Annotated in this window: 29 protein-coding genes; 9 read left to right on the plus strand and 20 right to left on the minus strand. The window is 67.1% G+C overall.

Annotated elements, in window-relative coordinates; translation table 11 throughout:
- Nucleotides 1-44 precede the first annotated feature (44 nt).
- The 6 genes from AC3WT0_RS06820 to AC3WT0_RS06845 all read right to left on the minus strand — a co-directional run bounded on the left by AC3WT0_RS06820 (nucleotide 45) and on the right by AC3WT0_RS06845 (nucleotide 5,759).
- Nucleotides 45-950 (minus strand): sterol desaturase family protein, encoded by a 906-nt coding sequence (locus tag AC3WT0_RS06820; protein ID WP_492752453.1) that lies wholly within the window; start codon nucleotides 948-950, stop codon nucleotides 45-47.
- Nucleotides 943-1,344 carry a hypothetical protein gene (locus AC3WT0_RS06825; RefSeq protein WP_492752455.1) on the minus strand — a complete coding sequence of 134 codons (402 nt, stop codon included), beginning with the start codon at nucleotides 1,342-1,344 and terminating at the stop codon, nucleotides 943-945. Before AC3WT0_RS06825 ends, AC3WT0_RS06820 begins: the two co-directional genes overlap by 8 nt.
- Nucleotides 1,341-1,766: a protein tyrosine phosphatase family protein gene (locus tag AC3WT0_RS06830; protein ID WP_492752456.1), complete on the minus strand. Its 426-nt coding sequence runs from the start codon at nucleotides 1,764-1,766 to the stop codon at nucleotides 1,341-1,343. The genes AC3WT0_RS06825 and AC3WT0_RS06830 overlap by 4 nt, the downstream gene beginning before the upstream one ends.
- 104 nt (nucleotides 1,767-1,870) lie before the next feature.
- The gene (gene recQ / locus AC3WT0_RS06835) at nucleotides 1,871-3,640 is read right to left on the minus strand and encodes a DNA helicase RecQ (RefSeq protein ID WP_492752458.1); all 1,770 of its coding nucleotides are present in this window, start codon (nucleotides 3,638-3,640) and stop codon (nucleotides 1,871-1,873) included.
- Nucleotides 3,641-3,688: 48 nt separating this feature from the next.
- Nucleotides 3,689-5,497, minus strand: a complete 1,809-nt coding sequence (locus AC3WT0_RS06840) for an ABCB family ABC transporter ATP-binding protein/permease (protein WP_492752459.1) — start codon at nucleotides 5,495-5,497, stop codon at nucleotides 3,689-3,691.
- A gap of 55 nt (nucleotides 5,498-5,552) precedes the next feature.
- Nucleotides 5,553-5,759 carry a hypothetical protein gene (locus AC3WT0_RS06845; RefSeq protein WP_492752461.1) on the minus strand — a complete coding sequence of 69 codons (207 nt, stop codon included), beginning with the start codon at nucleotides 5,757-5,759 and terminating at the stop codon, nucleotides 5,553-5,555.
- Nucleotides 5,760-5,876: 117 nt separating this feature from the next.
- On the opposite strand from AC3WT0_RS06845, the gene AC3WT0_RS06850 reads away from it, so the two are divergent.
- A complete protein-coding gene (locus AC3WT0_RS06850) occupies nucleotides 5,877-6,881 on the plus strand; it encodes an LLM class flavin-dependent oxidoreductase (RefSeq protein WP_492752464.1) in 1,005 nt (334 codons plus the stop codon).
- 108 nt (nucleotides 6,882-6,989) lie between these two features.
- Here the strand turns inward: AC3WT0_RS06850 and AC3WT0_RS06855 are convergent, their stop codons facing one another.
- The 13 genes from AC3WT0_RS06855 to flgB all read right to left on the minus strand — a co-directional run bounded on the left by AC3WT0_RS06855 (nucleotide 6,990) and on the right by flgB (nucleotide 18,004).
- Complete coding sequence (locus AC3WT0_RS06855) at nucleotides 6,990-7,877, minus strand: flagellar motor protein MotB (protein WP_492752467.1); 888 nt, start codon at nucleotides 7,875-7,877, stop codon at nucleotides 6,990-6,992.
- A gap of 3 nt (nucleotides 7,878-7,880) precedes the next feature.
- Nucleotides 7,881-8,744: a flagellar motor stator protein MotA gene (gene motA / locus AC3WT0_RS06860; RefSeq protein ID WP_492752470.1), complete on the minus strand. Its 864-nt coding sequence runs from the start codon at nucleotides 8,742-8,744 to the stop codon at nucleotides 7,881-7,883.
- Nucleotides 8,745-8,975: 231 nt separating this feature from the next.
- On the minus strand, nucleotides 8,976-9,902 hold the full coding sequence (gene flgL / locus AC3WT0_RS06865) for a flagellar hook-associated protein FlgL (protein WP_492752474.1): 927 nt from the start codon (nucleotides 9,900-9,902) through the stop codon (nucleotides 8,976-8,978).
- An 11-nt stretch (nucleotides 9,903-9,913) separates the two neighbouring features.
- Nucleotides 9,914-11,509, minus strand: a complete 1,596-nt coding sequence (gene flgK, locus AC3WT0_RS06870; protein ID WP_492752475.1) for a flagellar hook-associated protein FlgK — start codon at nucleotides 11,507-11,509, stop codon at nucleotides 9,914-9,916.
- Nucleotides 11,506-11,853 carry a rod-binding protein gene (locus AC3WT0_RS06875; RefSeq protein ID WP_492752477.1) on the minus strand — a complete coding sequence of 116 codons (348 nt, stop codon included), beginning with the start codon at nucleotides 11,851-11,853 and terminating at the stop codon, nucleotides 11,506-11,508. The genes flgK and AC3WT0_RS06875 overlap by 4 nt, the downstream gene beginning before the upstream one ends.
- Nucleotides 11,850-12,944 (minus strand): flagellar basal body P-ring protein FlgI, encoded by a 1,095-nt coding sequence (locus AC3WT0_RS06880; RefSeq protein ID WP_492752478.1) that lies wholly within the window; start codon nucleotides 12,942-12,944, stop codon nucleotides 11,850-11,852. The genes AC3WT0_RS06875 and AC3WT0_RS06880 overlap by 4 nt, the downstream gene beginning before the upstream one ends.
- Nucleotides 12,945-12,952: 8 nt before the next feature.
- The gene (locus AC3WT0_RS06885) at nucleotides 12,953-13,642 is read right to left on the minus strand and encodes a flagellar basal body L-ring protein FlgH (protein WP_492752480.1); all 690 of its coding nucleotides are present in this window, start codon (nucleotides 13,640-13,642) and stop codon (nucleotides 12,953-12,955) included.
- A complete protein-coding gene (flgG, locus tag AC3WT0_RS06890; protein WP_492752481.1) occupies nucleotides 13,623-14,411 on the minus strand; it encodes a flagellar basal-body rod protein FlgG in 789 nt (262 codons plus the stop codon). The genes AC3WT0_RS06885 and flgG overlap by 20 nt, the downstream gene beginning before the upstream one ends.
- 14 nt (nucleotides 14,412-14,425) lie before the next feature.
- Nucleotides 14,426-15,169, minus strand: coding sequence for a flagellar basal-body rod protein FlgF (flgF, locus tag AC3WT0_RS06895; protein ID WP_492752482.1), 744 nt, complete (start codon nucleotides 15,167-15,169; stop codon nucleotides 14,426-14,428).
- 26 nt (nucleotides 15,170-15,195) lie between these two features.
- Nucleotides 15,196-16,503 carry a flagellar hook protein FlgE gene (locus tag AC3WT0_RS06900; RefSeq protein ID WP_492752483.1) on the minus strand — a complete coding sequence of 436 codons (1,308 nt, stop codon included), beginning with the start codon at nucleotides 16,501-16,503 and terminating at the stop codon, nucleotides 15,196-15,198.
- 24 nt (nucleotides 16,504-16,527) lie between these two features.
- On the minus strand, nucleotides 16,528-17,241 hold the full coding sequence (locus AC3WT0_RS06905; protein WP_492752485.1) for a flagellar hook assembly protein FlgD: 714 nt from the start codon (nucleotides 17,239-17,241) through the stop codon (nucleotides 16,528-16,530).
- Complete coding sequence (gene flgC, locus AC3WT0_RS06910) at nucleotides 17,238-17,645, minus strand: flagellar basal body rod protein FlgC (RefSeq protein ID WP_492752486.1); 408 nt, start codon at nucleotides 17,643-17,645, stop codon at nucleotides 17,238-17,240. Before flgC ends, AC3WT0_RS06905 begins: the two co-directional genes overlap by 4 nt.
- Before the next feature lie 2 nt (nucleotides 17,646-17,647).
- Nucleotides 17,648-18,004 (minus strand): flagellar basal body rod protein FlgB, encoded by a 357-nt coding sequence (gene flgB, locus AC3WT0_RS06915; RefSeq protein ID WP_492752487.1) that lies wholly within the window; start codon nucleotides 18,002-18,004, stop codon nucleotides 17,648-17,650.
- Nucleotides 18,005-18,251: 247 nt separating this feature from the next.
- Between flgB and AC3WT0_RS06920 the strand changes: the two genes are divergently transcribed.
- The 8 genes from AC3WT0_RS06920 to AC3WT0_RS06955 all read left to right on the plus strand — a co-directional run bounded on the left by AC3WT0_RS06920 (nucleotide 18,252) and on the right by AC3WT0_RS06955 (nucleotide 24,443).
- Nucleotides 18,252-18,908, plus strand: coding sequence for a MotA/TolQ/ExbB proton channel family protein (locus tag AC3WT0_RS06920; protein ID WP_492752488.1), 657 nt, complete (start codon nucleotides 18,252-18,254; stop codon nucleotides 18,906-18,908).
- Complete coding sequence (locus tag AC3WT0_RS06925) at nucleotides 18,905-19,420, plus strand: flagellar motor protein MotB (RefSeq protein WP_492752490.1); 516 nt, start codon at nucleotides 18,905-18,907, stop codon at nucleotides 19,418-19,420. The genes AC3WT0_RS06920 and AC3WT0_RS06925 overlap by 4 nt, the downstream gene beginning before the upstream one ends.
- A gap of 20 nt (nucleotides 19,421-19,440) precedes the next feature.
- Nucleotides 19,441-19,932 carry a flagella basal body P-ring formation protein FlgA gene (locus AC3WT0_RS06930; RefSeq protein WP_492752492.1) on the plus strand — a complete coding sequence of 164 codons (492 nt, stop codon included), beginning with the start codon at nucleotides 19,441-19,443 and terminating at the stop codon, nucleotides 19,930-19,932.
- 79 nt (nucleotides 19,933-20,011) lie between these two features.
- On the plus strand, nucleotides 20,012-20,317 hold the full coding sequence (flgM, locus tag AC3WT0_RS06935) for a flagellar biosynthesis anti-sigma factor FlgM (protein WP_492752493.1): 306 nt from the start codon (nucleotides 20,012-20,014) through the stop codon (nucleotides 20,315-20,317).
- Nucleotides 20,314-20,622 carry a flagellar protein FlgN gene (locus tag AC3WT0_RS06940; protein WP_492752495.1) on the plus strand — a complete coding sequence of 103 codons (309 nt, stop codon included), beginning with the start codon at nucleotides 20,314-20,316 and terminating at the stop codon, nucleotides 20,620-20,622. The genes flgM and AC3WT0_RS06940 overlap by 4 nt, the downstream gene beginning before the upstream one ends.
- A gap of 117 nt (nucleotides 20,623-20,739) precedes the next feature.
- Complete coding sequence (locus tag AC3WT0_RS06945; RefSeq protein ID WP_492752496.1) at nucleotides 20,740-21,600, plus strand: lytic transglycosylase domain-containing protein; 861 nt, start codon at nucleotides 20,740-20,742, stop codon at nucleotides 21,598-21,600.
- 4 nt (nucleotides 21,601-21,604) lie between these two features.
- Nucleotides 21,605-23,695 (plus strand): flagellar biosynthesis protein FlhA, encoded by a 2,091-nt coding sequence (flhA, locus tag AC3WT0_RS06950; RefSeq protein WP_492752497.1) that lies wholly within the window; start codon nucleotides 21,605-21,607, stop codon nucleotides 23,693-23,695.
- Between the two features lie 10 nt (nucleotides 23,696-23,705).
- Nucleotides 23,706-24,443 carry a sigma-70 family RNA polymerase sigma factor gene (locus AC3WT0_RS06955; protein WP_492752499.1) on the plus strand — a complete coding sequence of 246 codons (738 nt, stop codon included), beginning with the start codon at nucleotides 23,706-23,708 and terminating at the stop codon, nucleotides 24,441-24,443.
- A 346-nt stretch (nucleotides 24,444-24,789) separates the two neighbouring features.
- Here the strand turns inward: AC3WT0_RS06955 and AC3WT0_RS06960 are convergent, their stop codons facing one another.
- The gene (locus AC3WT0_RS06960; RefSeq protein WP_492752502.1) at nucleotides 24,790-25,599 is read right to left on the minus strand and encodes a flagellin N-terminal helical domain-containing protein; all 810 of its coding nucleotides are present in this window, start codon (nucleotides 25,597-25,599) and stop codon (nucleotides 24,790-24,792) included.
- Nucleotides 25,600-25,821 lie beyond the last annotated feature (222 nt).

The following is a 25,821-nucleotide window of genomic DNA, read 5'->3' on the forward strand; positions in this document are numbered from 1 at the left end:
CGTCGCCTCGTCCCCGCCGTCCATGCTCGTCCTGAAGTCTGTCTCTATTCGGCGGGTTCGGCGGTGATCTGCGTCGCGCGCCATTTCTCGCGGATCGTCTCGGATGTGTCGCGGCTGTTGTCGTGGCTCCAGCCCGGCGGCTTGATCATATAGTTGATCCGTGCGCGCCAATCGGGCGCGGCCTTCACGTCGCGCGCGATGCCGACCCATTCGTGCATCGCCGCCCAGACGAGGTTGAAGCTGCCGAGATCCTTGACGATGCCGTAGCGCGGGGGATCGTCGTCGCGTTCGGCGATGAAGGTGCCGAACATACGGTCCCAGATCACGAACACGCCGGCATAATTATGGTCGAGGTAGCGCGGGTTGGTCGCGTGGTGGACGCGGTGCTGCGAAGGCGTGTTCATCACCGCCTCGAACCAGCGCGGCATCCGCCCGATCGTCTCGGTGTGGATCCAGAACTGGTAGATCAGGTTGAGCCCACCGCAGAAGAAGACCATCGCGGGCGGAAAACCGACCAGGAACAGCGGCAGGCGGAAGATGAAGGTCAGGCTGATGAAGCCCGTCCAGGTCTGCCTCAGCGCGGTCGCCAGATTATAGTGCTGGCTCGAATGATGGACGACATGGCTCGCCCAGAACCAGCGCACGCGGTGCGCCGATCGGTGAAAGGCATAATAAGCGAGGTCGTCGAGCAGGAAGCACAACGGCCAGGCCCACCAGGCATAGGGAATGTGCCAGGGCGCGAGCTTGCTGACTTCGACCGCCATCCAGAAGACGATGCCGACGGTCAGCGCCCCCGCGACCTGGCTGCCGAAGCCCAGCATCAGCGAGGTCAGCGTATCCTTGGGGCAGAAGCGCCGGCGATCGCGCACGCGGGCGATCCACATCTCCCCCAGCAGCAGCAGCATGAAGACCGGGATCGCGTATAAGGTCGGGCTCGGCAGCTCACCCATCGAAATTCCTTTCAAGCATCCTCGTCAGATCGCGCGCCTGTTCGGCGTCTTCGAATTTGAATGTCACGTCGCCGAAGCGGGCATCGCCGGTCGGCACGCGCACCGTCGAATCGGTGACCGTCGCGGCCAGCGGCGGAGTCAGCTGGCGCGCGGACGCCATCGCGCCGTGCATCTTCAGCACCACCAGATCGCCGGCCTTGCCCCTGACCAGCGCCGCCTGCCCGTCGCGGTCGAGCCGCGCGTGCACCGGCACGAAGCCGGCGATCGTCCGTGCGGCGATGCTCGCGGCCTCGGCTTCGTCTTCGATCCGCCCGCCGCCAAGCCCCAGCAGCCTGGCTATGCCCGCCGCACCGGCGACGGCCGCCAGCGTGCCGATCGCCATCACCGGGCTCATCTGGCGGACAGCGCCTCGATCATCGGCCGGATCGCGGCGATGTCATAGCCGGCCTCGGCGGCGCTCTCGACGATCGTTGCCGGATCGAGCCCGGCCTTGGCCCGGGCGAGCGCCCACAAATAGGTCGATCGCGTCCCCGAGCGGCAATAGGCGAGGACCGGGCCGTCCGCCGCATCGAGCGCTTCGTTCATCGCGTCGATCTGCGCATGACTAAACCCGGCATGGGTGACGGGGATTGCGGCATAGGCGAGGCCTGCCGCTTCGGCGGCAGCGCGGATCGCGGCGCCGTCGGGCTGGCCCGCTTCCTCCTCGTCGGGGCGATTGTTGATGATCGCGACGAAGCCCGCCGCTTTGATCGCGTCGATCATGTCGGCGGTGATCTGCGGCGTCACCGAAATATGCTCGTCGACACGGCGAAACATGACAGCGCTGTCTCCTCTCCGCGCTTCACAGGCGGGAATAAGTTTCAAAATGCATCTTGCCCTTAAATTATGTCTTCGCCCTTCGCAATCGCGCGTGTCCCGGATCAGCCGGCGGCGCGGATTACGTCCAGGAACATCTCGCCATAGGCCGCCAGCTTGCGTTCGCCGACGCCCGAAAGGCGGCCCAGCGCTGCCAGGCTCGCCGGGCGCTCGGCGGCCATTTCGCGCAACGTCGCGTCGTGGAAGATCACATAGGGCGGCACGCCTGCCTCGACCGCAAGCTCGCGCCGCCGCGCGCGCAGCGCCTCGAACAGCGGATCGCCGATCGGATTGGCCTCGCTTGCGCCGCCGCGGCGGCGCCTGCGTTCGCGTCTGGGCGGCACGACCAGCGACAATTGTGCCTCGCCCTTGAGCAGTGCGCGCGCACCGGGGCCGAACTCCAGCCCGCCATGCTCGTTGGCGCGCAGCGCGTCGCGCAGCAGCAGCGCCCGCGCCACGGGCTTGAGCAGCGCCGCTTCCTCGCCATCGACGATTCCGAAGACCGAAAGCCCTTCATGCCCGTTCATCAGGCTGCGCTCGCTCGACTGGCCGGTGAGGATGCCCTCGATATAGCCTTGGCCGAACATCTGCCCGGTACGGAACACGGCCGAAAGATATTTGCGTGCGGTCTCGGTGGCGTCGATCGCCGCCGGCGGGTTGAGGCAATTGTCGCAATTGCCGCAGCTTTCGGGCGGCGCCTCGCCGAAATGGGCGAGCAGGATGCGCCGCCGGCACCCTGCGGTTTCGACCAGCGCGCCCAGCGCGTTGAGCCGCGCCCGCTCGCCGGCCTGACGCTGTGCATCGACCTCGCCGATCCGCTGGCGCGCGCGCGCGAAATCGTCGGCGCCCCAGAAGAGGTGCGCGACGGCTGGATCGCCGTCGCGCCCGGCGCGCCCGGTCTCCTGATAATAGGCCTCGATCGACTTGGGCAGGCCGGCATGGGCGACGAAGCGCACGTCGGGCTTGTCGATTCCCATGCCGAAGGCGACGGTCGCGACCATCACCATATCCTCGGAGGCGACGAAATCGGCCTGGTTGCGCGCGCGCATCTCGGGGCTCATGCCGGCATGATAGGCGCGCACCGGCCGCCCGGTCTTCGCCAGCGCCTCGGCCAGCTTCTCGGTCGCGCCACGCGTCTGGGCATAGACGATACCAGGCCCCTCGGTCTCGCCGATCAGGTCGGCGATCTGCTGCGTCACATTCTGCTTGGGGCTGATCGCATAGCGGATATTGGGCCGGTCGAACCCCGCGACGATCAGGCCTTCGTGCGGGATGCCGAGCTGGACGAGTATGTCCTCGCGCGTGTGTTCGTCGGCGGTCGCGGTCAGCGCCAGCCGCGGCACATCGGGAAAGCTGTCGAGCAGCGGACGGAGCAGCCGATAGTCGGGGCGGAAATCATGCCCCCATTCGGACACGCAATGCGCCTCGTCGATCGCGAACAGCGCGATCCGGCTCTCGCGCAGCAGGTTGCGGAATCCCTCGCCCGATGCTCGCTCGGGCGCCACATAAAGCAGGTCGAGCTCGCCCGCGCGCAGCCGCGCGATCGTCTCGGCGCGATTCTCGTCCACCGAAGTCAATGTCGCGGCGCGGATGCCGACGGCGGTCGCCGCGCGCAGCTGGTCGTGCATCAGCGCGATCAGCGGCGATACGACGATGCACGTGCCGTCGAGCGCCACGGCGGGCAGCTGATAGCAAAGCGACTTGCCGGCGCCGGTCGGCATCACCGCCAGCGTGCCCTGCCGCGCCATGACGCGGTCGATCACGTGCGCCTGGACGCCCCGGAAGCCGGAAAAGCCGAAGGTGGCGCGCAATATGTCGGAAAGGGCGGGAGGCATGGCCCGGCCTTAGCCACTCCCGCCACGCCAAGTCGAGAGCGTCGCGCCTCAGGCAGCCATGTCTGCTTCGGCCTGCTGGCGCGCCCACATCTCGGCGTAAAGCCCGTGCCTTGCGAGCAGCGCCTGATGCGTCCCCTGCTCGGCCACGCGGCCGCCGTCGAGCACGATGATCATGTCGGCATCGGCGATGGTCGAGAGGCGGTGGGCGATGACGATCGTCGTGCGCCCGCGCTCCACGGCCTCGATCGTCGCCTGAATCTCGGCCTCGGTGCGGCTATCGAGCGCGCTGGTCGCCTCGTCGAGGATCAGGATCGGCGGATCTTTCAGCAAGGTGCGCGCGATCGCCACGCGTTGCTTCTCGCCGCCCGACAGTTTCAGCCCGCGTTCGCCAACGCGCGTCGCATAGCCGTCGGGCAGGCTCTCGACGAAGTCGCCGATCGCCGCCCCGCGCGCCGCCGCCTCGATCTCCGTCTCGCTCGCCCCGGCGCGGCCATAGGCGATATTGTAGCCGATCGTGTCGTTGAACAGCACGGTGTCCTGCGGGACGATGCCGATCGCCGCGCGCAGCGACGCCTGCGTCACCTGCCGCAGATCCTGCCCGTCGATCAGGATGCGGCCGCCCGTCACGTCGTAGAAGCGATAGAGCAACCGCGCGATCGTCGATTTGCCCGCGCCCGAGGGGCCGACCACGGCCAGCGTCCCGCCCGCCGGAATGGTGAAGCTGACGCCCTTCAATATCTCGCGTTCGGGATCGTAGCCGAAGCGCACATCCTCGAAGCTGACCACGCCTCGCTCGATGCGGAGCGGCCGGGCGTCGGGCGTGTCGAGCACCTCGGCGCCGGTGTCGATCAGGTCGAACATCGCGGTCATGTCGATCAGCCCCTGCCGGATCGTGCGATAGACCATGCCGAGCATGTCGAGCGGGCGGAAGAGCTGGGCGAGCAGCGTGTTGACCAGAACGACATCGCCCGTGGTGAACCAGCCCTTCGACCATCCCCAGACGGTATAGCCCATCGCGCCTGCCATCATCAGGTTGGTGATCAGCGACTGACCGATGTTGAGCCAGGCGAGCGAGGTCTCGTTCTTCACCGCCGCATCGGCATAGCGGCTGACCGCGCGGCCATAGCGCTGCGCCTCGCGATCCTCGGCGTTGAAATATTTGACGGTTTCGTAGTTGAGCAGCGAATCGACCGCCTTCGCCACCGCGCCGGTGTCGAGCTCGTTCATCGTCTCGCGCAGCTTCGCCCGCCAGTCGGTGACGAAGCGCGTGAAGGCGATATAGGCGACGACCATCGCCAGCGTCGCCGCCACCAGCCCGAAACCGAACTTGGTCTGGAAGATGATCGTCACCGCCGCCAGTTCGATCACCGTCGGCGCGATGTTGAAGAGCAGGAAGTAGAGCATCGTGTCGATGCTCTTGGTCCCGCGTTCGATCACCTTGGTGACCGCGCCCGTCCGCCGCTCGAGGTGAAAGCGCAGCGACAAGGTGTGGAGGTGACGGAAGACGTGGGTAGCGAGCCGCGCGGTCGCCTCCTGGCCTACCCGCTCGAAGATCGCATTCCGCAGATTGTCGAACAGCACGCCGCCGAAGCGCGCGGCGGCGTAGGAGACGACGAGCGCCACGGCGAGCGCGACCCCCGGCTCCAGCCCCGGCGTCATGCGATCGATCGCCGCCTTGTAGGCGAAAGGCATCAGCAGCGTCGTCGCCTTGGCGATCAGCACAAGGATGAGCGCGGCGACCACGCGCATCCTGAGCGCAGGCGCATCGGCGGGCCAGAGATAGGGCAGGAAGCGGCCGAACACGGCCCAGCCCGCGCTCGTCTCTGAATCGGGGCTGGCGGGGCGCTGCGGCGGCATCGCCCTTATCTAGGGACGGACGGGCGCGACGACAAATGGCGTGCCGAAGGGCGTATCAGTCGTCGTGATTCTCAGGGTCGATCACCGGCAGCGACCACAATATCTGCTCGCGCAGCGCCTGTTCCTGCGCCACCAGACCGGCGCGATGCGCCGCCGCTCGCTTGCGGAGCAGACGCAGCAGCACTTCCTCGCGCGAATCGGGCTTCCAGCCGCCTTCGCGGCCAGTGGTGAGTGCTCTGGAGAGGTGAAAGCTCAGGTCCATGTCGCATAAATGTTAAGCGGACATGGTTTACAAATCGGCAAGATCGATGGCGAAATTGCAGGGACGAAAGATTTTTTCGGCCTTCCGCCCGCTCGCCGCCTTCCTATCTAGGCGGCGATGAGCAAGCCCTTCGCCCTATCGGTGCTCGATCAGTCGCCGATTCCCGCCGGCGGCACGTCGACCGACGCGCTGCACAACAGCATCGATCTCGCCCGCCTTGCCGACCGGCTCGGCTATACGCGCTACTGGCTCGCCGAGCATCATGCCTCGCCCGCGCTCGCCGGCGTCGCGCCCGAGGCGCTGATCGGCCCGATCGCACTCGCCAGCGATCGCATCCGTGTCGGTTCGGGCGGGATCATGCTGCCGCATTATTCGCCCTTCAAGATCGCCGAGACCTTCGCGATGCTGGCGGCGCTGGCGCCCGGGCGCATCGATCTCGGCCTTGGCCGCGCGCCGGGCAGCGACCAGCGTACCGCCTTCGCGCTCCAGCGCGATCGCGGCCGCCATATTCCTGCGACCGACTTCCCCGATCATGTCGCCGAACTGCTCGCCTATCTCGAAGGCACGATGCCTGAGGATCATCTGTTCCACATCCTCCAGCAGACCATGCCCACCGGCGGCCGCCCCGAAGTGTGGATGCTCGGCTCCTCGCCCGACAGCGCGCGCTGGGCAGGCGAGATGGGGCTGCCTTATTGCATCGCCGATTTCATCAATGCCGATGCCGAGCCGCTCGCGCGCCTCTACCGCCACAGCTTCGCGCCTTCGCCGCGCCTCGCCGAGCCGCGCCTGACGGTCGCAAGCTGGGCGATCGCCGCCGACAGCGACAAGGAAGCCGAACGGCTCGCCGCGCCGGCACGGATGATGTTCGCGCATCTGGTGCGCGGCCGGTTGATCCCGGTGCCGAGCGTGGAGGAAGCGCTTGCCTGGCTGGCGGACAATCCGTTGCCGCCGGCGCGCCGCCGCACGATCATCGGCACGCCGGACAAGGTGAAGGCGGGCGTGGAGGAGGTTGCTGCGCTTTACGGCGCCGACGAGATGATGCTCGTCAACATCCTGCCCGCCCACGCGCCGCGCCGCCGCAGCTATGAACTGGTGGCCGAGGCTTTCGGGCTGGCAGCGTAGCAGCGCGGATCCATCCCGTCATTGCGAGCGCAGCGAAGCAATCCAGGCGATGTCTGACGCCGGACTGGATTGCTTCGCTGCGCTCGCAATGACGAGGATAGCCCCTGCTTACCCGAGCCGCCGGTAAAGCAAGGTGATCGAGACGCGGCGGTTGCGCGGATCGTTGGTGTCCTTGGGGACATAGGGCTCACGGTCGGCGACGCCTTCGATCCGCTCGAAACGTATGTCGGGCACCCCGCCATTGTGCAGCCGCCGCCGCGTCGCTTCCGCACGCCCGCTCGACAGCATCCAGTTGTTCATCGCCGCCGGATTGCCATAGGGCACGCTGTCGGTGTGGCCGCGGATCGTCAGATGGTTGGACATCGGCTTCACCATCTCGGAGATCTGGTCGATCAGCGCCGCCGCGCGCGGTTCGAGCGCGGTGGTGCTGAGCGCGAACATCGAGAAATCGGCGTCGTCGATCAGGTCGATGCGCAGCCCCTCGCGCGTTTGCGTGAACGTCACGTTCTTCGCGATCTGGCGGAATTCGGGGCGGCTGGTCATGGTCGCGCGCAGGGCCTTGGCCAGCTTGTTGAAGGCCGCGCGATCCTCTTCCTGCGTCTTCAGCGATCCCGACGATCCGGTGCCGACGTCGATGCCGCCGACCGCGCTCAGCGGCACGGTCAGCTGGCGCGATCCGGTCTGCGCCGCCTTGTGCGGATAATTGTCGGCATCGACGAGCGAGGAGCCGCCGAGCAGCCCGTTCGATCCCGCACTGTTCTGCTTGAACTCGACGAGCGTGGGCGAGAAATAGTCGGCCAGCGCCTTGCGCTGCTTCTCGGTCGTCGCACCCAGCAGCCACATCAGCAGGAAGAAGGCCATCATCGCCGTCACGAAATCGGCATAAGCGACTTTCCAGGCGCCGCCATGATGGCCGCCATGATCGTCGCCGACGACCTTCTTGACGATGATGATCTTGGGCGGTTCGTTCGACCCCGGCTTGGCCTTGGACGCCATGGCTCAGCGCCCCCGCAGCCCGTCGAACACTTCGGCGAAGCTCGGCTGGTTGTTATGCTCGATGCCCGAGCGCGCGGCCTCGATCACCAGCGGTTGCGGGTGGCCGTGGAGCGACGCGATGATGATCTGCTTGACCGTGTGATAGATCGCCGTGTCGGCATCCAGCACCTGTTTCAGGCGCGTGGCGAGCGGGCCGACGATGCCATAGGCCAGAAGCACGCCGAGGAAGGTGCCGACCAGCGCCGAGCCGATCATCGCGCCCAGGATCGAGGGCGGCTTGTCGATCGAGCCCATCGTCTTCACGACGCCGAGCACCGCCGCGACGATGCCGAGCGCGGGCAGGCCGTCCGACAGCGACTGGAGCGTCGTCACCGGGCTCATCACCGCGTGGTGGTGCGTCTTGATGCTGTTGTCGACGACTTCCTCGACCGCATGGACGTCGAGCGTGCCCGACGAGACGACGACGAGGCGCAACGTATCGCTGATCAGGTGGATCAGCGACTTGTCCTTCATCAGGCGCGGATATTCCTGGAAGATCGGGCTATTCGACGGATCCTCGACATGCGGCTCCAGCGCGACGGGACCGTCGGTGCGCAGCAGCTTCATCAGCCGCGAGACGAGGAAGATCGCGTCGAGGAAGTCCTGCTTCTTGTAGCTGGGGCCCTTGAAGACCTTGCCGATGCCCGAACCGAGCGCTTTCAGCTCCTTCATCGAATTGCCGATGATGAGCGCGCCCACGGCCGCGCCGCCAATGATCAGCATTTCGTGCGGAATGGCCTCCATCACCGGGCCGAGCGCGCCGCCGGTGAACACGAAACCGCCGAATACCATGCCAAGCAGGACGACAAGGCCGATTACCGGAAACATCGGTCTGAACTACTCCCCGCTGCGGTCACGACGGAGCCGATTGGCTCCTTAGTGTAAAACGGCAGGTCCGCGTGGGACTTGAGCCATTTTCTATGGTTAATATCGGGTAATTTCTGCCACTTGCGTGGCCGGCGGTCCCCAGATCGGAACATCCTAGCGGGCTTTTGCTAAGAATCCGTTCGGCCGGGAAGGCGTTGCCGGAATGCGCCCGATGCGCCCGCCCGCGGCGGCTCAGTTCAGATAATCGAACAGCGACAGCTTGCTCAGCTGCGAGAAGCTGGCCTGCGAGGCCTGCAGCACCAGCATCGTCTGCTGGAGGTTGGCGATACTCGCCTGCAGATCGAAGCCGTCGAGCGCGGTCTTCTGTTCCTCGCCGTCGGTCTTGGCGGTCTCGATCCGCTCGGCCTCGAGGTCGAGCCGCGCGCCGCGCGCGCCGAAGGAGGATCGCGCTGCCGTCACCTGCGCGCTGGCAGCGTCGATGCCGTCCAGCCCCGCGTTCATCGCCGCCTTCAGCGCATCGGGGTCACCGTTCGCACCGGTTTCCAGCGCGCTCGTCAGATTGCCGAGGATCGCGAACATGTCGGTGGAAACGCCGCCGACGCTGATGTTCATGAACAGCTTCTCGCCGCTGTCGGTGGCATTGATGCTGCCGCTTGCGCCGATCGGGATCGCCGGCGCGCTGCCGCTGCCGGCATAGCTGATCGCGCCGCTTGCGTCGCGGACGAAGGCGTCGCCGCTGGTCGATCCGCCGAACAGCGGCGTGTCGCGCGCGTCGCGCTGGTTGACCAGCGCGAACAGGTCGTCGGTGATGCTTTTCAGCTCCTGCGCGATGCCTTTGCGGTCGTCGTCGTTGAGCGTGCCGTTGGCCGCGTTCAGCGCCAGCTCCTTGGCGCGCTGAAGCTGGTTCTGGATGCTTTCCAGCGCGGTGTCGGACTGGGCGACGAGCGTCTGCGCCAGCGTTATGTTCGAGGCATTCTGGACATTGTCGGCCTGGCGCCGGTTGATCGTCGCGATGCGCGCCGCCGCGACCGGATCGACCGAGGAACTGGTGATCCGCTTGTTGGCCGAAATCTGGTTCTGAAGGCTCGTCGCCTGCGAGGCGAGGCCGGTCAGCTGCTGAACGCCGCGGTCATAGCTGTAATTTGTGCCGATCTTCATGGCGCGCGCCCTCAGCGTATCTCGAGGATGGACTGGAAGATGTCGCGCGCCACCTGGATCACGCGGCTCGATGCCGAATAGGCCTGCTGGTAGCGCATCAGGTCGACGGCCTCGCTGTCGAGATTGACGCCCGATACCGAATCGCGCGCCGCAGTCGCGCTGTCGACGATCGCACTCTGCGCTTCCGAGATGCTCTGCCGCGCCGAAAGCGCACTGGCATTCTGCGTCGTCAGATCGGCGATCGACTGTTCATAGCCGCCGCTGGTCCGCAGGCCGGCGAGCGACTGGAGATTGGCGTTGTCGCGGCTTCCCGCCTGCGTCCGCCCGACGCCGAAATTGTCGCCATCGGCGGGGGTTCCGGTCACGGTCACGGTCAGCCCGCCCAGCGCCACCGGCGATCCGGGCGTATAGGTGGACGACGCGATCACCGCACCGCTGGCCGGATCGACGAGATTGATCTGCCCGCCCGAGAAACCGATGCGATAATTGCCGGTATCGGGCCCGCCCTCGATCTTGACCGAGGCATTGCCGGTATTGGCGGCGGGCGTCGTCACCTGCCAGCGCCCGGCGGCCGCGATCGCGTCGGGATCGGTGGTGGTCAGGCTCATGCCGGCTGCGCCGCCGCTGGTCGCGAACAGTGGCTGGCCGTTATTCCCGTTGAGATCGACGCCCGAAGCCTGGACCGTGTTGACCTGCGTCACGAAATCATTCGCGACCTGATCGATACGATTGCGCGCATCGCCGACGCGCAGCGCGGCGTCGGCGATGCCGGCCAGCGATCCGCTGCGCATCGTCACCGGCTGGATGCTCGCGCCGTCGTTAAGCGCGAAGCTCATCACGCCCTGATCGCTTGCCGAAAGCGTCACCGCATTGGCCTTGATCCCGTCGACCAGCGCCGGGCCGTTGGGCTGATCGAGGCGCACCGTCGCGCGCCCCTTGTCGTCATAGGCGACGTTGACCGAGGCGAGCTGGCTCATCTGGTCGAGAATCTTGTCGCGCTGGTCGAGCAGCTGCGCCTCGCCATTGCTGCCCGGCGTCGCGCGCGACAGGCCCGAATTGGCGGTGGCCAGGCTCTGCGCCAGGCTGTTGAGCTGCGCGACGCTGGTCTGCGCGGTGCTCTTGAGGTCGCTCGCCACGGCGGAGAGGCCGTTGGCCGTGGCCTGAAAGGTGGAGGTCAGCGCGCCCGCCGCCTGGATCATCGTCTCGCGCGGGGCGCTGCTCGTCGGGTCGGCGGCGACCCCCTGCGCTGCAGTGAAGAAGGCTGCGACCGAGCTCGAAAGCCCACCATTGTCGAAGACATTCTCGACCTGCTGGAGCCAGGGGATGCCCGCCTTGCTGCGCTGCAGGTCTGAGGTCGCGGTCCGCACCTCGGCGGCGCGATACACGTCGAAGCTGCGATTGACGCCCGTCGCGATGACGCCGCCATTGATCTGGGTCGAATTGATCTGGAGCGGATATTTGCCTGCGCCCGCAGTCACTTCCTGCAACGTAGCATCGCGACGGACATAGCCCGTCGTGCTCGCGTTCGAGATGTTCTCGCCGATCACGTTGAGCGCGGTCTGGTACGCGCGCACGCCGCTGGCGCCGATCGAAAGCAGGTCGCTCATTGATCACTTCCCTGTGGCTCGGTCGCCGCCGGGGTCTGGAGCGCAGGCTGGTTGCGCGCCAGAAACTCGGTCATCGCCTTGCCGATCCCTATGGGCGTATGAACGGCCATCGTTTCGGAAAGCTTAGCGTCCTGCATGTCGCGGAACTGATCGCCGGCGTCGCTGTCGAACATCCCGTCCGCCAGTTTCGCCTGCCGCATCGACTTCAGCATCATGTTGATGAAGGTCGATTCGAACTTCTCGCCTGCCGCCTTCAGGTTGCCCGATGTCGACAGCCGGCTCGTGTCGCTGGCGACGCTGGGCGCGATCTGGGCCGCGCCGGGGGTGGAGACGGGCGTCGTCACAGCACCACCAGATCGGCTTTGAGCGCGCCCGCTTCCTTCAGCGCCTCGAGGATCGCGACCAGATCGGCCGGGGTCGCGCCGACGGCGTTCACCGCCTTCACGATATCGGCCAGCTTGGGGCCGGGATCGAGCAGGAACATCGGGCGGCGTTCCTCCTCGACGGTGATCTGCGACGAAGGCTCGACCGCCGTCTCGCCCTTGCTGAAGGGCAAGGGCTGGATGACGCGCGGCTTCTCGTCGATCTTCACCGTCAGGCGACCATGGCTGACGGCCGCCGGGCCGACACGCACCGCCGAATTGATGACGACGGTGCCCGTGCGCGCATTGACGATCACGCGTGCCGGCGGTTCGGCGGGAACCACCGTCAGATTCTCGATATCGCTCATCAGCCCGGTGCGCAGGTTCGCGCCCGGCGCGGCGTTGATGGTGACCGATACGGCGTCGACCGCGCGCGCCGTTCCCGCGCCCAGCCGCTGGTTGATCGCGGCGGCGATGCGCTCGGACGTCGTGAAGTCGGCCTTGGCGAGGTTGAAGGTTAGCGTCGGGCTGTCGGCGAAACCGGTCAGCACCTCGCGCTCGACCGAGGCGCCGTCGGGAATGCGGCCCGACGACGGCACGTTGACCGTCAGCTTCGATCCGTCGGCGCCGTCGATGCCGAGGCCGCCGACGGCGAGGCTGCCCTGCGCCATCGCATAGATTTGTCCGTCGGCGCCCTGCAGCGGAGTCATCAGCAGGCTGCCGCCGCGCAGCGACTTGGCCTTGCCGATCGCCGCGACCGTCACGTCGACACGCTGGCCGGGCTTGGCGAAGGCAGGCAGCTCGGCCGTGACGATCACCGCCGCGGCATTCTTCAGCGTCGGGTTCACGCCCGGCGGCAGGATCAGGCCGAAGCGTTCGGCCGCGCCCTTCATCGCCTGGATCGTGAATTCCAGATTGTCGTCGCCCGTGCCGGCAAGGCCGACGACGATGCCATAGCCGACCAGCTGGTTGGCGCGGACCCCGGCGAAAGCGCCGAGATCCTTGACGCGCTCGGCATGGGCCGGCGCGGCAACCGCGATGATGGCGAGAAGGAAGGCGATGAAGCGGTTCATGGTCGTTCCTAGAAGGGGCTCAGCATCGAGAAGAAGCGCTGGAGCCAGCCCTGGCGGCTGGCGCGCTGCACGTCGCCGCGCCCGGTGTAGGTGATGCGAGCATCGGCGACGCGCGTCGAAAGCACGCGGTTGAAGCTGTCGACGTCGGCGGGGCGGACGATGCCCGAGATCTGGATGAACTCGTCGCCGCGGTTGAGCGTCACGGTCTTCTGTCCGCGCACCATCATATTGCCGTTGGGCAGCACCTGCGACACGGTCACGCTCACTTCGCCCTGCAGCTTGTTCGACTGCTCGGCGGTGCCCTTGCCGTTGAAGCCCTGATCGCCCGACGCCTGCAGCGCGCCGTCGGGCACGAAGGACAGCGGACCGACCTTGGGCGGGGTCAGGCCGATATTGCCCGAACGCGCGGTGGTCGATCCGGCGACCTTCTGCGCCACTGTCTGCTCGACGAGTAGGATGGTGATGTTGTCGCCCACGCGGCGCGCGCGATTGCCTTCGTACAGCGCGGAATAGCCGCTGGACGCCTGGAAGATCGCGCCGTTCGCCGGCTGCGGCGCGGTCACCGGCGGCGGCGGGGTCGGCGCATATTCGACTTCGGCCTGCGCGCGCTTCTTCCCCGCGACGGCAGGGGCGCCGGAGACGAGGATCGCGGCGACCGCGATCGTGGCGGCTGCGCGCTTAGATGTTCTGGTTGACATATTGCAGCATCTGATCGGTTGCGGAGATCATCTTGGAATTCACTTCATAGGCGCGCTGGGTCTCGATCATGTCGACCAGCTCCTCGACGACATTGACGTTCGATCCCTCGAGCATGCCTTCGCGGATGCGCCCGCGGCCATCCTGCCCGGCTACGCCGAGATTGACCGCGCCGCTGCCCGTGGTCTCAAGCAGATAGTTGTCGCCCACCGGCTGGAGGCCGGCCGGATTGGCGAAGCTCGCCACCTGGATCTGGCCCAGTTCGGTCGGCAGCGTCTGCCCTGGGGGGATGGCCGACACGGTGCCGTCGGTGCCGATGGTGATTGAGGTCGATCCTTCGGGAATCGTGATCCCCGGCATCACCTGATAGCCTTCGGCGGTGACCAGCAGGCCTTCGGGCGAGCGCCCGAAATTGCCGGCGCGCGTATAGCCGATCTGGCTGTTGGGCATCTGCACCTGGAAATAGCCGTCGCCGTCGAGCGCGAGGTCGAGCGAATTGCCCGTCGTCTGCAGCGATCCCTGCGTATCGATGCGCGCGGTGCCCGCAAGGCGGACGCCGGTGCCCAGATTGAGCCCGACCGCATATTTTGTCTCGGCCGTCGACGGCGCGCCGCTCTGCGTCACGCTCTGATAGGCCAGCGTCTCGAAATTGGCGCGGTCGCGCTTGAAGCCCGTGGTGTTCACGTTGGCGAGGTTGTTCGAGATCACGCGCATCCGCTCATTCTGGGCGTCGAGGCCCGTGCGGGCGATGTGCATCGCGGCGATAGTCATGGCTTTATCCTTCCTCAGCCCGGCATGCGCATCAGGGATGCGCCGCCTTCGTCCATGTCCTTGGTGGTGGAGAGCAGCTTGGCCTGGACCTCGTAGCTGCGCTGGTTCTCGATCATCGCGACCAGCGACTCCATCATGTTGACGTTCGATCCTTCGAGCGAACGGCTGGTCACCGTCGCGTCGAGATTGTCGGGCAATGCCCCGCCGCCCTTGACGCGCAGCAGATTGTCCATGCCCTTCAGCGTCTCGCTGCCCTTGGTGCTGACCAGCTTGAGCTTGTCGAGCGTCTGGGGCTTGTCGGGGTCGCCGCCCTTGGGGACGACCAGCACCGATCCGTCGGAAGCGATCGTCACCTTGTCGGCGGGCGGGATGGTGATCGGGCCGCTCTGGCCGAGCACCGCGTATCCGTCGCCGGTCTGGAGCAGGCCCGACGGCGCGATCGAAAGATCGCCGCGCCGCGTATAGGCTTCCTCGCCGTCCGCCGCCTGCACGCCCAGCCAGGCGTCGCCGTTCATCGCGACGTCCAGATCGCGCCCGGTGTGAGTGATGGCGCCGGCCTGGCGGTCGGCGTCGATCACTTCCTCCGATGTCGGCGCGCGCGTCTGGAAGGTCGGGCCGACCAGCGCGAGCCGCTCGAAATCGACCTTGTCGGCCTTGAAGCCGGTGGTCGACACGTTGGCCATGTTGTTCGCGATCGCGGCCTGCGCGGCCATCGTGCCGCGCAGTCCCGAATAGGCGGTGTAAACCAGTCTATCCATCGTGCCGCTCCCGCTTGCCCGTCAGCTCAGCTGCGGATGTTGATGATGGTCTGGGTCAGCGTGTTGGCGGTATCGATCGCCTTGGCATTCGCCTGGAAATTGCGCTGTGCCGCGATCAGGCCCACCAGTTCCTCGGTCACGTCGACGTTGGAGCGCTCGATCGCGCCCGACATCAGGTTGCCGAAGCCGCCGGCCGACGGCTCGCCGAGGATCGGGTCGCCCGAAAGGCCGCTTGCCGACCAGTAGCTGTTGCCGAGCTGGCGGAGGCCCTCATTGTTGTTGAACTGCGCCAGCGCGATCTTGCCCAGCGCCTGCGTCTCGCCGTTGGAGAAGCTGGCGCGGATGATGCCGGCCGAATCGATCGTCACGCCTTCGAACTGGCCGATCGGCTCGCCGTCCTGCGTCTGGCCGTTGAGCGAGTAAGCCGACGGGTTCTGCGTCGTACCGATCGAGAAGTCGACGGTGACCGACTGGTTGGCGGCGCCCGCAGGGGTGAAGTCGCTGAACTGGATCGGGCCGGTCGGCGTGGTCAGCACGCCGTTGGTGTCGAAGGTCAGCGTCGTCGTCTGCGGCGGCGTCGGGTTCATCGGGTCCGACGAAAGCTGCTTGTCGCCCACGAAGGTATAGACTGTCCAGTTGCTCGTCGGGTCGGCCGTGGTGGGGTTGGTCTCACGCACATAATAGTTGGTGAGCGTGACCGGGTTGCCAACCGAATCGTACATCGTGGTCGCGGTCGAATAATTGTAGGTCGCCGAATCATAGCGATTGAAGGCGTAGGGGTTGGTCGCGGTATAGACCGGGTTGGCCGACGGAATCGTGCCGTTGGCCGACAGGTTGACTGAGATGCCGACCGCTTCCGTCGCCTGCGGCAGGCCGCTGGTCAGCGGGATGCGCACGCTCTGCAGCGAGTTGATGCCGGTCGCGACCACGTTGCCGCTGCCGTCGACCGGATAGGCCTGCAGCGCGGCACCCTGATCGTCGACGATGTAGCGGTCCGACGAGACGTTGAAGCCGCCGTTGCGCGTGAAGTTGATCTGCGCGGTATTGGCGTTCGGCTTGACGAGGAAGAAGCCCTCGCCGCTGATTGCGAGGTCGAGCGAGGACTGCGACTGCTCGAGCCCGCCCTGCGTGAACTGCTGCTTGATCGACTTCACGAAGGTGCCCGAACCGATCATCTGCGTCGGGCTCTTGGTCGCCGACGAGGCGATGACGTCGCCGAACTGCACGCTGCTGCGCTTGAAGCCGTTGGTGCCGACGTTCGCCAGATTGTGCGAGATCGTCGAAAGCTCGGTCTGGGCGCCCTGGAGGCCCGAAAGGGAAGTGTAGAAGGACATCGCTTTACTCCTGCTTTGACTGGATCAGCCGACCTGGCGGACGGCGCTGAGGGGTTGGGCGCCGAGGCCGGCGACGTTGAGGGTGGGGTCGGTGCCGTCGGACGAGACGTTGACGGAGGTGACGGGCGCCCAGACGAGCACCGGCACGGCCACGCCATTGCCTTCGCTCACCGCGCGTGCGGTGATCTTGTAGGGGCCTTCGGGCGCGGCGGCGCCGCTGTCGGTCTTGCCGTCCCACGAGAAGTCGACCTGGCCGGCCTTCTGCGAGCCGAGCTGCAGCGTGCGCAGCGCATTGCCCGCCTGGTCGCTGATCGTGACTTCGACGGCACTCGCCGAGCTGCCCAGATCGACCGAGGCGTCGAGCCCGCCGCTGGTGTTCGGGAAGGCGGTGTCGCCTTTGATCAGCACGGTCTTGCCGACATAGTTCAGCGCCTGCGACGCCGCCTGATCGCTGAACCGGGTCGCGAGCGACTTGAGCGAGCTGTTCATTTCCGAGATGCCGGCGTTGGTCGAGAAAGTCGCCATCTGCGCGACCATGTCCTCGTTCTTCACCGGATCGAACGGATCCTGGTTGTTGAGCTGCGCGGTGAGCAGCGCCAGAAAATCGCTCTGGCCAAGCTGCTGCGACGAAGCCGATGTGGCGACAGGCGTGTCGGACGTTCCCGTCCGGCCCACGCCCTGCGCGGCGAGCGCGGCGTCGAACGCGGCGCTGCTGCTGCTCGTATCGACCGTGCTCATCGGCCGAGCTTCAGCGTATCGAGGATCAGCGACTTGGCGGTCTGCATCACCTCGACATTGTTCTGATAGTGACGTGCCGTTTCGAGCATGTCGACAAACTCCCTCGTTTCATCGACGGCGGCGTCGAACACGTCGCCGTCTGCATTGGCCATCGGGTTGTTGGGGTCGTGGCGCTTGGTCGGCGCTGAACCGGCGGTGACGACGCCGGCGACGTCGACGGTCGACATGCCGCTCGCCTTGTCGAAGCTGGTGCGGAACACCGGCTTCATCGTGCGATAGGCGTCGGTCTCGCTGCTCGAGACGCTGCCGGCATTGGCAAGGTTTGAGGCGGTGGTGTTCAGTCGGGTGAGCTGCGCCGACATGGCGCGCCCCGCGACGTCGAAGATCGAAAGCGGCTGTGCCATCCTTATTCACCCCTCAGTGCGCGGGTGATCGTGCTGATCCGCCCGTTCAGGAAGGAAAGCGTCGTCTGATAGGCGACGGCGTTCTCGGCGAAGGCAGTCTGCTCGGTGTTGAGCTCGACGGTGTTGCCGTCCATCGAAGGCTGGGTCGGCACGCGAAACTTGGTCGCGCTGCTGATCGCGCCGCCGATCGTGTTGCCCGGCTGCTCGGCGCTGTTGAGCGCCTGTGCGAAGTCGATATCCTTCGCCTTGTAACCGGGCGTCGCGGCGTTCGCGATGTTGGACGCAAGCAGGCCCAGGCGCTGCGAACGCAGTGCCAGCGCCTTTCCGCTCACTCCAAACAGATCGTCTCCGAAAGCCATGGCCTTCACGTCCTCGCATTAATCCAGCCGGCTCTCTGCAACCGTCGTGCCAATTGCGGGAAAAGCCGCGCCAATGCCGGGTCGAGGGAGGCAGGCGGCAAAGGACGGCAAGATTTTGCCGGTGGGCGGCAATGCGCGGCAACGCTTCCGCGCGCCATGCGCCGTCAGTCGCGGGACGACAGACGCGAGGAAGGGGCCTCGCGTATATCGGAACGTCATTTGGCCCGGCCCTTGCAATATGGGGGCGATGCCTAACGCAAAGCTCATCATCCAGTTCGTCGATCCGCTGGCGATCGCGATCGTCCTCGGCGGCACATTCGTCGCCACCGCTCTGCGCGGGCCGCTGTCTGATACGGTCGCGGCCTTCGGTGCGCTGCGCCGGCTGACGGGGACGCCCTTCGACGCGCAGGATGCGCGCGCGCGGATCGTGAAGGCCGAACGGATCGCGAAAGGCAATCTCGTCGCGGTCGATGCTGCCATCCTCGCCGATCCCGATATCGCCGCCGCCGTCGAGGCGATCGGCGACGGCGCCGGCGCCGATGCGGTTGAGGCATTGCTGGCCGCGCGCGCGGCGCAGCGGGCCGAGCGCCACGCCGTCGTCCACGATTTCTGGCAGGCCGCTGCCGAGGCCGCCCCCGCCATGGGGATGATCGGCACGCTGCTCGGCCTCGTCCGCATGTTCCGCGGCATGGAGGATCCGGCGGCGATCGGCGGTGCGATGGCCGTGGCATTGCTCGCCACCCTTTATGGCGCCCTGCTCGCCAATCTCGTCTTCGCGCCGGTCGCCGCGCGCCTGCGCCGCCAGTCGCGGCGTGAGGAGATTGCGCGCCGCCGCCTGCGCGTGCCGCTGATGGCGCTGGCCCGCCGCTATGCCGCGCCGCCGCGCCGCCGGGAAAGCGCATGACGCCCGCCCGCCCTTCGCGCCCGCTCTGGCTGATCACGCTTGCTGATCTGTCGCTGCTGCTCGTCGCCTTCTTCGTCTTCGTCCAGGCGACCCAGCGGCAGGATGCGCAGACACGCGCCGCGCTTGCCGCCGGCATCCGCGAGGCGTTCGGTGGCGCGACGACCGAGAGGCCCAAGTCGGAAATCCCGCTCGAGGCCAATATCGTCGGCGGCTTCGCGCCCGGTTCGGCCGCGCCCGGCTCGCTGCGCTTCGTCGGCGACTGGGCGGCGGACGCCACGCGCGACGCGCGCACCTATCTCGAGGTCACGGGCTATGCCGACGGCAGCCCGGCGGATCGGCTCGACGGCTCGGCGCTGGCGCTGGCCTCGGCGCGCGCCGCCGCCGTCGCCTCGGTGCTCGAACGCCAGGCCGGCCCCGGCCGCATCAGGATTTCGGGCGTGATCGCTCCGCCCAGCGCCGCCGGTCGCCCCGAGGGCCGCCGCGTCGTCGTCACCATCGGCTTCGGCCACTGAACAGCGAACGGAGACCAGCAATGATCCGCTTCCTTCTTCTCGCCAGCCTTGCCACCCCGGCCATGGCGGCGACCGATCTTTCCGCGCTCGACCGCCTGGCCGCGCGCTTCGCCGGCGCTCCGATCGGCGCCGAAGGCGGGCCGATCGCTCCGATCGACCAGCGGATGCGTCTCAGGGACTGTCCGTCGCAGCCGCTCGTCGCGTGGCGCAGCGAGCGCCACGATGCGATCGTGATCAGCTGCCCCGATGCGGCGGGCTGGCGCGTCTTCGTGCCCGTCAAGGCCGCGCCCTTGCCCGTGGCGGCCGCGCCCGTGAAGCAGGATCCGGTCATCCGTCGCGGCGATCCCGTGACCGTCTCGGCCGAAAATAACGGCTTCTCCGTCACCAGCGACGGCGTCGCGATGGGCGATGCCGTCCCCGGCGCGCGAATCGCGATCAAGGTAGATGGCTCGAAAAATCCGGTACTTGCGGTCGCGACCGCGCCCGGACAGGCGACTCTGCCGGGCTGGTAGGGCAAAAAAGCTAAACATTTCCCGCCGCCGGCCGTTTGACTGTCAGACCCATGCTTTTGACAGGAAAGGAGGCGGGGCAATGATCGATCCGATTGGCATCAAGACCGGCGCCGTTTCCGGCAGGACCGCGAGCGTCGCCGACAAGGTCGGCGCGGCAGCGCCCGTCCAGCGCGTCGAAGGCAGTGAGGCGGCGCGCGTCGCCGAATCCGAGGTCCGCGCCGCTGCGCGCGACATGGCGGCCGCGCCGCCGGTCGATCGCGAGCGCGTCCAGCAGATCAAGCGTGCGATCCAGCAGGGTCGCTTCCCTATCGTTCCCGCCAAGATCGCCGACCGGCTGATCGCGGCGCAGCTCGACTGGGCCATGCCGAAAGAGGGAACGGAATGAGCAGGATCGAAGCCCTCAGGCAGGTGGTTGAATCGCTCCACGCCGAGATCGCGGCGCTGAAGCGCTTCGACGTCGCGGCGCTCGCCGAGGCGACGGGCGCGAAGGAGAGCAACCTGGGGCTGCTCGGCGGCTCCTGGAACGCGGACGAGGTCGACGACGAGGTCCGCGCGCTCGCGCAGGAAGCGCAGACGCTCAACGAAACCGCGCGCATCTACGTCAATCTGATGAGCGCCAACGTCCGCAGCCGGCTCGAAACGCTCACCGGCCTGTCGGCGGCCGTCTACTCGCCGCGCCACGCGGCCTGATCTGCGCGGTCCGCGCGGCGCCCTGTTCATTCGCCGCGCGCGATCGCGTTAACCAAAATTGGCACGGCTCTTGCTGATCGAACCCCGAACAGGGTTTGATCACGGGATAGTGCATTTATGGCGATCGGCAGTCTGACGTCGGCGGGGGTGACCGGAAAGGTCCAGTCCGACATCGCACGGGCAAGCGCCACGACCGGCGTCGATTTCTCCTATCTGCTGGGCCAGGCGCAGGTCGAATCGAGCCTGCAGCCCAATGCGCGCGCCGCCACGAGCAGCGCCTCCGGCCTCTACCAGTTCGTCGACCAGAGCTGGCTCGCCATCGTGAAGCAGCATGGTGAGGAACATGGCCTCGGCTGGGCCTCCGCCGCGATCAGCCAGGGCTCGAACGGCCGCTATTATGTCGCTGACGGCGCCACGCGCGCCGCGATCCTCGATCTGCGCAACGACAGCGCCACGGCCTCGCTGATGGCGGCCGAACATGCCGCGGACAACAAGGCGTCGCTGGAAAGCGCGCTTGGCCGCAGCGTCGGCGGCACCGATCTCTACATGGCGCATTTCCTGGGCGCTGCCGGCGCCAAAAAGTTCCTCGGCGCGATGGCCGGCGATCCCGATCGCCCGGCCGCCTCGCTCTTCCCCGCCGCCGCCGCATCGAACCGCTCGATCTTCTATGCATCCGACGGCTCGGCGCGCTCGCTGGGCGATATTTATCAGCGCTTCGCCGCCAAGATCGAGAAGGGCGCGCAGATTGCCGCCGGCGGCAAGGATTTGCCGGATGCGGCAAGCACCGGCAACAACGCGCTGCCGGTCAATCTCGCCGCGCTCGGCGGGGCGTCCACGTCCGATGCCGGCGATGAGGATGGCAGCTCGACGCTCGATCGCCTCCTCGCCGCGTCGCAGGGCGATCAGGCCTCGCTGCTCCGGCCGACGCCCGAGACCGCGAAGCTCGCCTATCTGATGCTCGCGTCGCTGGGGGGCTGATCCGATGGCATCGCTTTCCCCCGCGCTCGAACGCTTCGCCTCGCTGCCGCGCCTCGCGGCGCTCCCCGCCGGCATCCTGCTGCTCGTCGCGCTCATGGTCGTGCCGATCCCGGCCGGCATGCTCGACATCTTCTTCATCGCGAACATCATGATCTCGCTCGCGGTGCTGATGGTCGCGCTCAATGCGGAAAAGCCGCTCGACTTCTCCAGCTTCCCGACGGTGCTGCTCCTCGCGACCCTGTTCCGCCTCGCGCTCAACGTCGCCTCGACGCGCGTCGTGCTCGTCCACGGGCATGAGGGCAAGGCGGCCGCCGGCCACGTCATCGAGGCGTTCGGCACCTTCATCATCGGCGGCGACTATGTCGTCGGCCTGCTCGTCTTCTCGATCCTCGTCATCATCAATATGGTGGTGGTCACCAAGGGCGCGGGCCGCGTCTCCGAAGTCTCGGCGCGCTTCACCCTCGATGCGCTGCCCGGCAAGCAGATGGCGATCGACGCCGATCTCAACGCCGGGCTCATCACCCCCGATCAGGCCAAGACGCGCCGCGTCGAGGTCGCGACCGAAGCCGATTTCTACGGCTCGATGGACGGTTCGTCGAAATTCGTGAAGGGCGACGCGGTCGCGGCGCTTCTCATCCTCGGCATCAACGTCGTCGGCGGCCTGATCCTCGGCATGGTCAGCCACGGCATGGGCGTGGGCGAAGCGGCCAAGACCTATGTCATGCTCGCGGTCGGCGACGCGCTCGTCGCGCAGGTGCCGGGGCTTCTGCTCTCGATCGCCGCCGCCGCGATCGTCACCCGCGTCTCGTCCAGCCACGATCTGACCGGCCAGATCGGCTCGCAATTTTCGAGCCCGCGCACCTGGGTGCCGGTCGCCGCGATCCTCACCGTGCTCGGCCTGCTGCCCGGCATGCCGCATCTCATCATGCTGCCCGCCGCCGGCGCCGCCGGCTTCGCGGCCTGGCGTCTCGCCAGGCGCGCCGCGCGCCCCGCGCCGCCCGCGCCCGCCAAAGACGACGCGCCCCCCGCCGATCCCAGCCAGATCGACTGGAGCGAGGTCAGCGATTACATCCAGGTCAATCTCGAGATCGGCTACGGCCTCGTGCCGCTCGTGGACGAACGCGTCGGCGCGCCGCTGATGACGCGCATCACCGGGGTCCGCCGCCAGCTGTCCAAGGAACTGGGCTTCGTCGTCCCTCAGGTCCGCGTGCGCGACAATATCGGCCTTGCGCCCTATAACTACCGCATCGTCGTCGGCGGCGTGATCCTCGGTGAAGACATGGTCTCGCCCGATGAGATGCTGGCGCTCGATACCGGTCAGGCGGTCGGCAGCCTCAACGGCAAGCCCGCCAAGGATCCGACCTTCGGGCTCGATGCGGTGTGGATCGCCAATGGCGACGCCGATGCCGCGACGGCCGCCGGCTATATGGTCGTCGATTCGGGCACCGTCATCGCGACGCATCTCAATCATGTCCTCGGCCAGCATGCGTCCGAGCTGCTCGGCCCCGACGAGGTGCAGAGCCTGCTCGACGGGCTCAAGGAACGCGCTGCCGCGCTCGTCGCCGCGCTGTCGCCCGCACCGCTGTCGATCACCGCGCTCACTCAGGTGCTGCGCGCGCTGCTTGCCGAGAATATCGCGCTCAAGGAGTTCCGCCGCATCGCCGCCGCGATCGCCGTCGCCGCCCAGCGCAGCAACGATCCCGACGAGATCGTCGAGATGATCCGGCCCGAACTCGGCGCGCTCATCATCCAGCGCATCGCCGGCCCGCGCGAGCCGCTGCGCGTGATGACGCTCGAAGGCGGGCTGGAGGCGATCCTCGGCCAGACGATCCGTTCTGACCCCGGCAACCGCCACGCAATCGAGCCCGATCTCGGCCGCCGCATCATCGATGCGCTCCAGCATGCCGCCCACCCGCTGATCGCGCAGGGCAAGCCCTTCGCGCTCGTCGTCCAGCCGATGATCCGCCCCGCCATGCGCAAGCTGGTGAAGACGGTGCTGCCTGACACGCCGGTGATGGCCTTCACCGAAGTTCCCGATGACAAGGCGGTCGAAGTCGTCGCCGTCGTCGGTGCCCCCGAACAGATCGCCGCATAGAGAATAGCCGATGAACGCACCTTTCTCCGCGCCGCAGCTTTACACCCGCTCGGGGCCTGCCCCGGCCGTGGCGCACGAACAGTTGATCCGCGATCATATGCCGCTCGTCCGGCGCATCGCCTGGCACGTCCATGGCAGCGTCTCGAGCGCGGTCGAGGTCGAGGATCTCGTCCAGATCGGCCTCGTCGCGCTCGTCGAGGCGGCGGCCAGTTTCGAGGATCGCGGGCAGGTGACCTTCGCCCAGTATCTCGCCACGCGGCTGCGCGGCGCGATGATCGACGAGCTGCGCCGCCAGGCGACGATCACGCGCGGCGCGATGCGCCGGCGGCGGATGCTGGCCGATGCCGAATCGGACCTCCACACCCGGCTTGGCCGCGCGCCGACCGAGGAGGAGACTGCGGCGAAGCTGGGCGTCACGCCCGAACGCCTCCGCCTCGACTACAGCAATGCCCAGCCCGTCCGCTTCGAGCCGATCGACGGCGTCTATAGCGACGACAATCCCTGGTTCATGAGCGAGGAGCCCAATCCCTTCGAGCTGCTCGAGCAGGAGGATCTCCGTCAGACGCTGATCGCCGCGATCGGCACGCTCGCCGAGCGCGAGGCGCAGGTGATCCAGCTCTATTATGTCGAGGAAATGAACCTCGAGGAGATTGGCGAAGTCCTCGGCGTCGGCGCCGCGCGCGTCTGCCAGATCAAGAAGGCCGCGCACGACAAGCTGCGCAAGGCGCTCAAGGCGCGGATGGACTGACGGGCGCCGATATCCCTTGCCCCGGCTCCGGCGGACGCCGGAATCGGGGATCGTCAATCGCGCCGCCGCACCGCATTCCGCTCGTCCGTCACCCGGATCGGCGAACGGCCGTCGCGTCCGATCGGGCGAACCGGTGTCGCCCCCCGGCCTTCATGTCCGCATGGACGATCGCCGGCTGCCGGTCGGCGACTCGGACGGGCTGAGGCGGCTGACGCCTTTCCGCCTCGGCGGGAACGGGTTGGGTCCCCGGCCCCCATCTCCTCCGCACAAACAGAAACCCCGGCGCGGTGGGGCGCGCCGGGGTCCAGTTTTACGCAAAGCTACTCTTGCTTTATTCGTTTCCCGCTTAGCGGAGCAGCGTCAGCACGTTCGACTGGCTCTGGTTCGCCTGCGCGAGCATCGCGGTCGAGGCCTGCGACAGGATCTGCGCCTTCGCGAGGTTGGTCGTCTCGGCCGAGAAGTCGGCGTCCTCGATGCGGCTGCGCGCGTCCGACAGGTTGTTGACGTTGTTGGTCAGGTTGTTGACGACCGAGCTCAGGCGGCTCTGGCCGGCGCCCAGGCTGGCGCGGGTCGTGTTGACCGCGGCCAGTGCGTCGTCGACGTCGTCGAGCGCGGTGTTCGCGCCGCCGGCGGTCGAGATGTCCGAGGCGCTGGCAGCCGACACGTCGAGGCCGGTGATGGTCAGCGTCACGGTGTCGCCGTTGGCCGAACCGGTCTGGATGTCGATCGTGGTGTCGGCGGTGCCGAACAGCGTCACGCCGTTGAACTTGCTGTTGCTGATGATGTCGTCGATCTGCGCGCCGAGCTCGGTGACTTCGGTCTGCAGGTTCGTGCGATCATCATCGCTGTAGGTGCCCGAAGCCGACTGGACGGCCAGTTCGCGGATACGCTGCAGCATGTTGCTGACTTCGTTCAGCGAGCCTTCGGCGGTCTGCGCCATCGAGATGCCGTCGTTGGCGTTGCGGATCGCCTGGTTCATGCCGCGGATCTGCGCGGTCATCGAGGTCGCGATGGCGAGGCCGGCGGCGTCGTCCTTCGCGCTGTTGATGCGCTTGCCGGTCGACAGGCGCTCCATCGCGGTGTTGAGCGCGTCGCTCGCCATGCGCGAACCGTTCTGGGCGCGCAGGGCGGCGGTGTTGGTCGAAATAACGGTCATGTCCTGAACTCCGTTCTTGGTTCCCGGCTGCGCTCCTCCCCTCCGATTCGGACGGAGCGAAGCGGGAGCCGCCGAAGCAGTGAACGGCCATGAGCGACGCGGCTTAAGCGGAAAATGTGAAATGGTTTCGCCGCCCTCGCGTGACGCGCGCGATCCTTATCAATCAATTATCGCGCTGTTTAACCACTGGTTTACCAGTTAACCGCGATAAGCCTCTCACGG

The organism is Sphingomonas sp. EU05-FHT14C10, assembly GCF_058790595.1.

Bases quoted from the DNA above. Each gene is read 5' to 3' on its own strand.
- AC3WT0_RS06820 (WP_492752453.1), bottom strand. From the start codon at position 950: ATGGGTGAGCTGCCGAGCCCGACCTTATACGCGATCCCGGTCTTCATG.
- AC3WT0_RS06825 (WP_492752455.1), bottom strand. From the start codon at position 1,344: ATGAGCCCGGTGATGGCGATCGGCACGCTGGCGGCCGTCGCCGGTGCG.
- AC3WT0_RS06830 (WP_492752456.1), bottom strand. From the start codon at position 1,766: ATGTTTCGCCGTGTCGACGAGCATATTTCGGTGACGCCGCAGATCACC.
- recQ (WP_492752458.1), bottom strand. From the start codon at position 3,640: ATGCCTCCCGCCCTTTCCGACATATTGCGCGCCACCTTCGGCTTTTCC.
- AC3WT0_RS06840 (WP_492752459.1), bottom strand. From the start codon at position 5,497: ATGCCGCCGCAGCGCCCCGCCAGCCCCGATTCAGAGACGAGCGCGGGC.
- AC3WT0_RS06845 (WP_492752461.1), bottom strand. From the start codon at position 5,759: ATGGACCTGAGCTTTCACCTCTCCAGAGCACTCACCACTGGCCGCGAA.
- AC3WT0_RS06850 (WP_492752464.1), top strand. From the start codon at position 5,877: ATGAGCAAGCCCTTCGCCCTATCGGTGCTCGATCAGTCGCCGATTCCC.
- AC3WT0_RS06855 (WP_492752467.1), bottom strand. From the start codon at position 7,877: ATGGCGTCCAAGGCCAAGCCGGGGTCGAACGAACCGCCCAAGATCATC.
- motA (WP_492752470.1), bottom strand. From the start codon at position 8,744: ATGTTTCCGGTAATCGGCCTTGTCGTCCTGCTTGGCATGGTATTCGGC.
- flgL (WP_492752474.1), bottom strand. From the start codon at position 9,902: ATGAAGATCGGCACAAATTACAGCTATGACCGCGGCGTTCAGCAGCTG.
- flgK (WP_492752475.1), bottom strand. From the start codon at position 11,509: ATGAGCGACCTGCTTTCGATCGGCGCCAGCGGCGTGCGCGCGTACCAG.
- AC3WT0_RS06880 (WP_492752478.1), bottom strand. From the start codon at position 12,944: ATGAACCGCTTCATCGCCTTCCTTCTCGCCATCATCGCGGTTGCCGCG.
- AC3WT0_RS06885 (WP_492752480.1), bottom strand. From the start codon at position 13,642: ATGTCAACCAGAACATCTAAGCGCGCAGCCGCCACGATCGCGGTCGCC.
- flgG (WP_492752481.1), bottom strand. From the start codon at position 14,411: ATGACTATCGCCGCGATGCACATCGCCCGCACGGGCCTCGACGCCCAG.
- flgF (WP_492752482.1), bottom strand. From the start codon at position 15,169: ATGGATAGACTGGTTTACACCGCCTATTCGGGACTGCGCGGCACGATG.
- AC3WT0_RS06900 (WP_492752483.1), bottom strand. From the start codon at position 16,503: ATGTCCTTCTACACTTCCCTTTCGGGCCTCCAGGGCGCCCAGACCGAG.
- AC3WT0_RS06905 (WP_492752485.1), bottom strand. From the start codon at position 17,241: ATGAGCACGGTCGATACGAGCAGCAGCAGCGCCGCGTTCGACGCCGCG.
- flgC (WP_492752486.1), bottom strand. From the start codon at position 17,645: ATGGCACAGCCGCTTTCGATCTTCGACGTCGCGGGGCGCGCCATGTCG.
- flgB (WP_492752487.1), bottom strand. From the start codon at position 18,004: ATGGCTTTCGGAGACGATCTGTTTGGAGTGAGCGGAAAGGCGCTGGCA.
- AC3WT0_RS06920 (WP_492752488.1), top strand. From the start codon at position 18,252: ATGCCTAACGCAAAGCTCATCATCCAGTTCGTCGATCCGCTGGCGATC.
- AC3WT0_RS06925 (WP_492752490.1), top strand. From the start codon at position 18,905: ATGACGCCCGCCCGCCCTTCGCGCCCGCTCTGGCTGATCACGCTTGCT.
- AC3WT0_RS06930 (WP_492752492.1), top strand. From the start codon at position 19,441: ATGATCCGCTTCCTTCTTCTCGCCAGCCTTGCCACCCCGGCCATGGCG.
- flgM (WP_492752493.1), top strand. From the start codon at position 20,012: ATGATCGATCCGATTGGCATCAAGACCGGCGCCGTTTCCGGCAGGACC.
- AC3WT0_RS06940 (WP_492752495.1), top strand. From the start codon at position 20,314: ATGAGCAGGATCGAAGCCCTCAGGCAGGTGGTTGAATCGCTCCACGCC.
- AC3WT0_RS06945 (WP_492752496.1), top strand. From the start codon at position 20,740: ATGGCGATCGGCAGTCTGACGTCGGCGGGGGTGACCGGAAAGGTCCAG.
- flhA (WP_492752497.1), top strand. From the start codon at position 21,605: ATGGCATCGCTTTCCCCCGCGCTCGAACGCTTCGCCTCGCTGCCGCGC.
- AC3WT0_RS06955 (WP_492752499.1), top strand. From the start codon at position 23,706: ATGAACGCACCTTTCTCCGCGCCGCAGCTTTACACCCGCTCGGGGCCT.
- AC3WT0_RS06960 (WP_492752502.1), bottom strand. From the start codon at position 25,599: ATGACCGTTATTTCGACCAACACCGCCGCCCTGCGCGCCCAGAACGGT.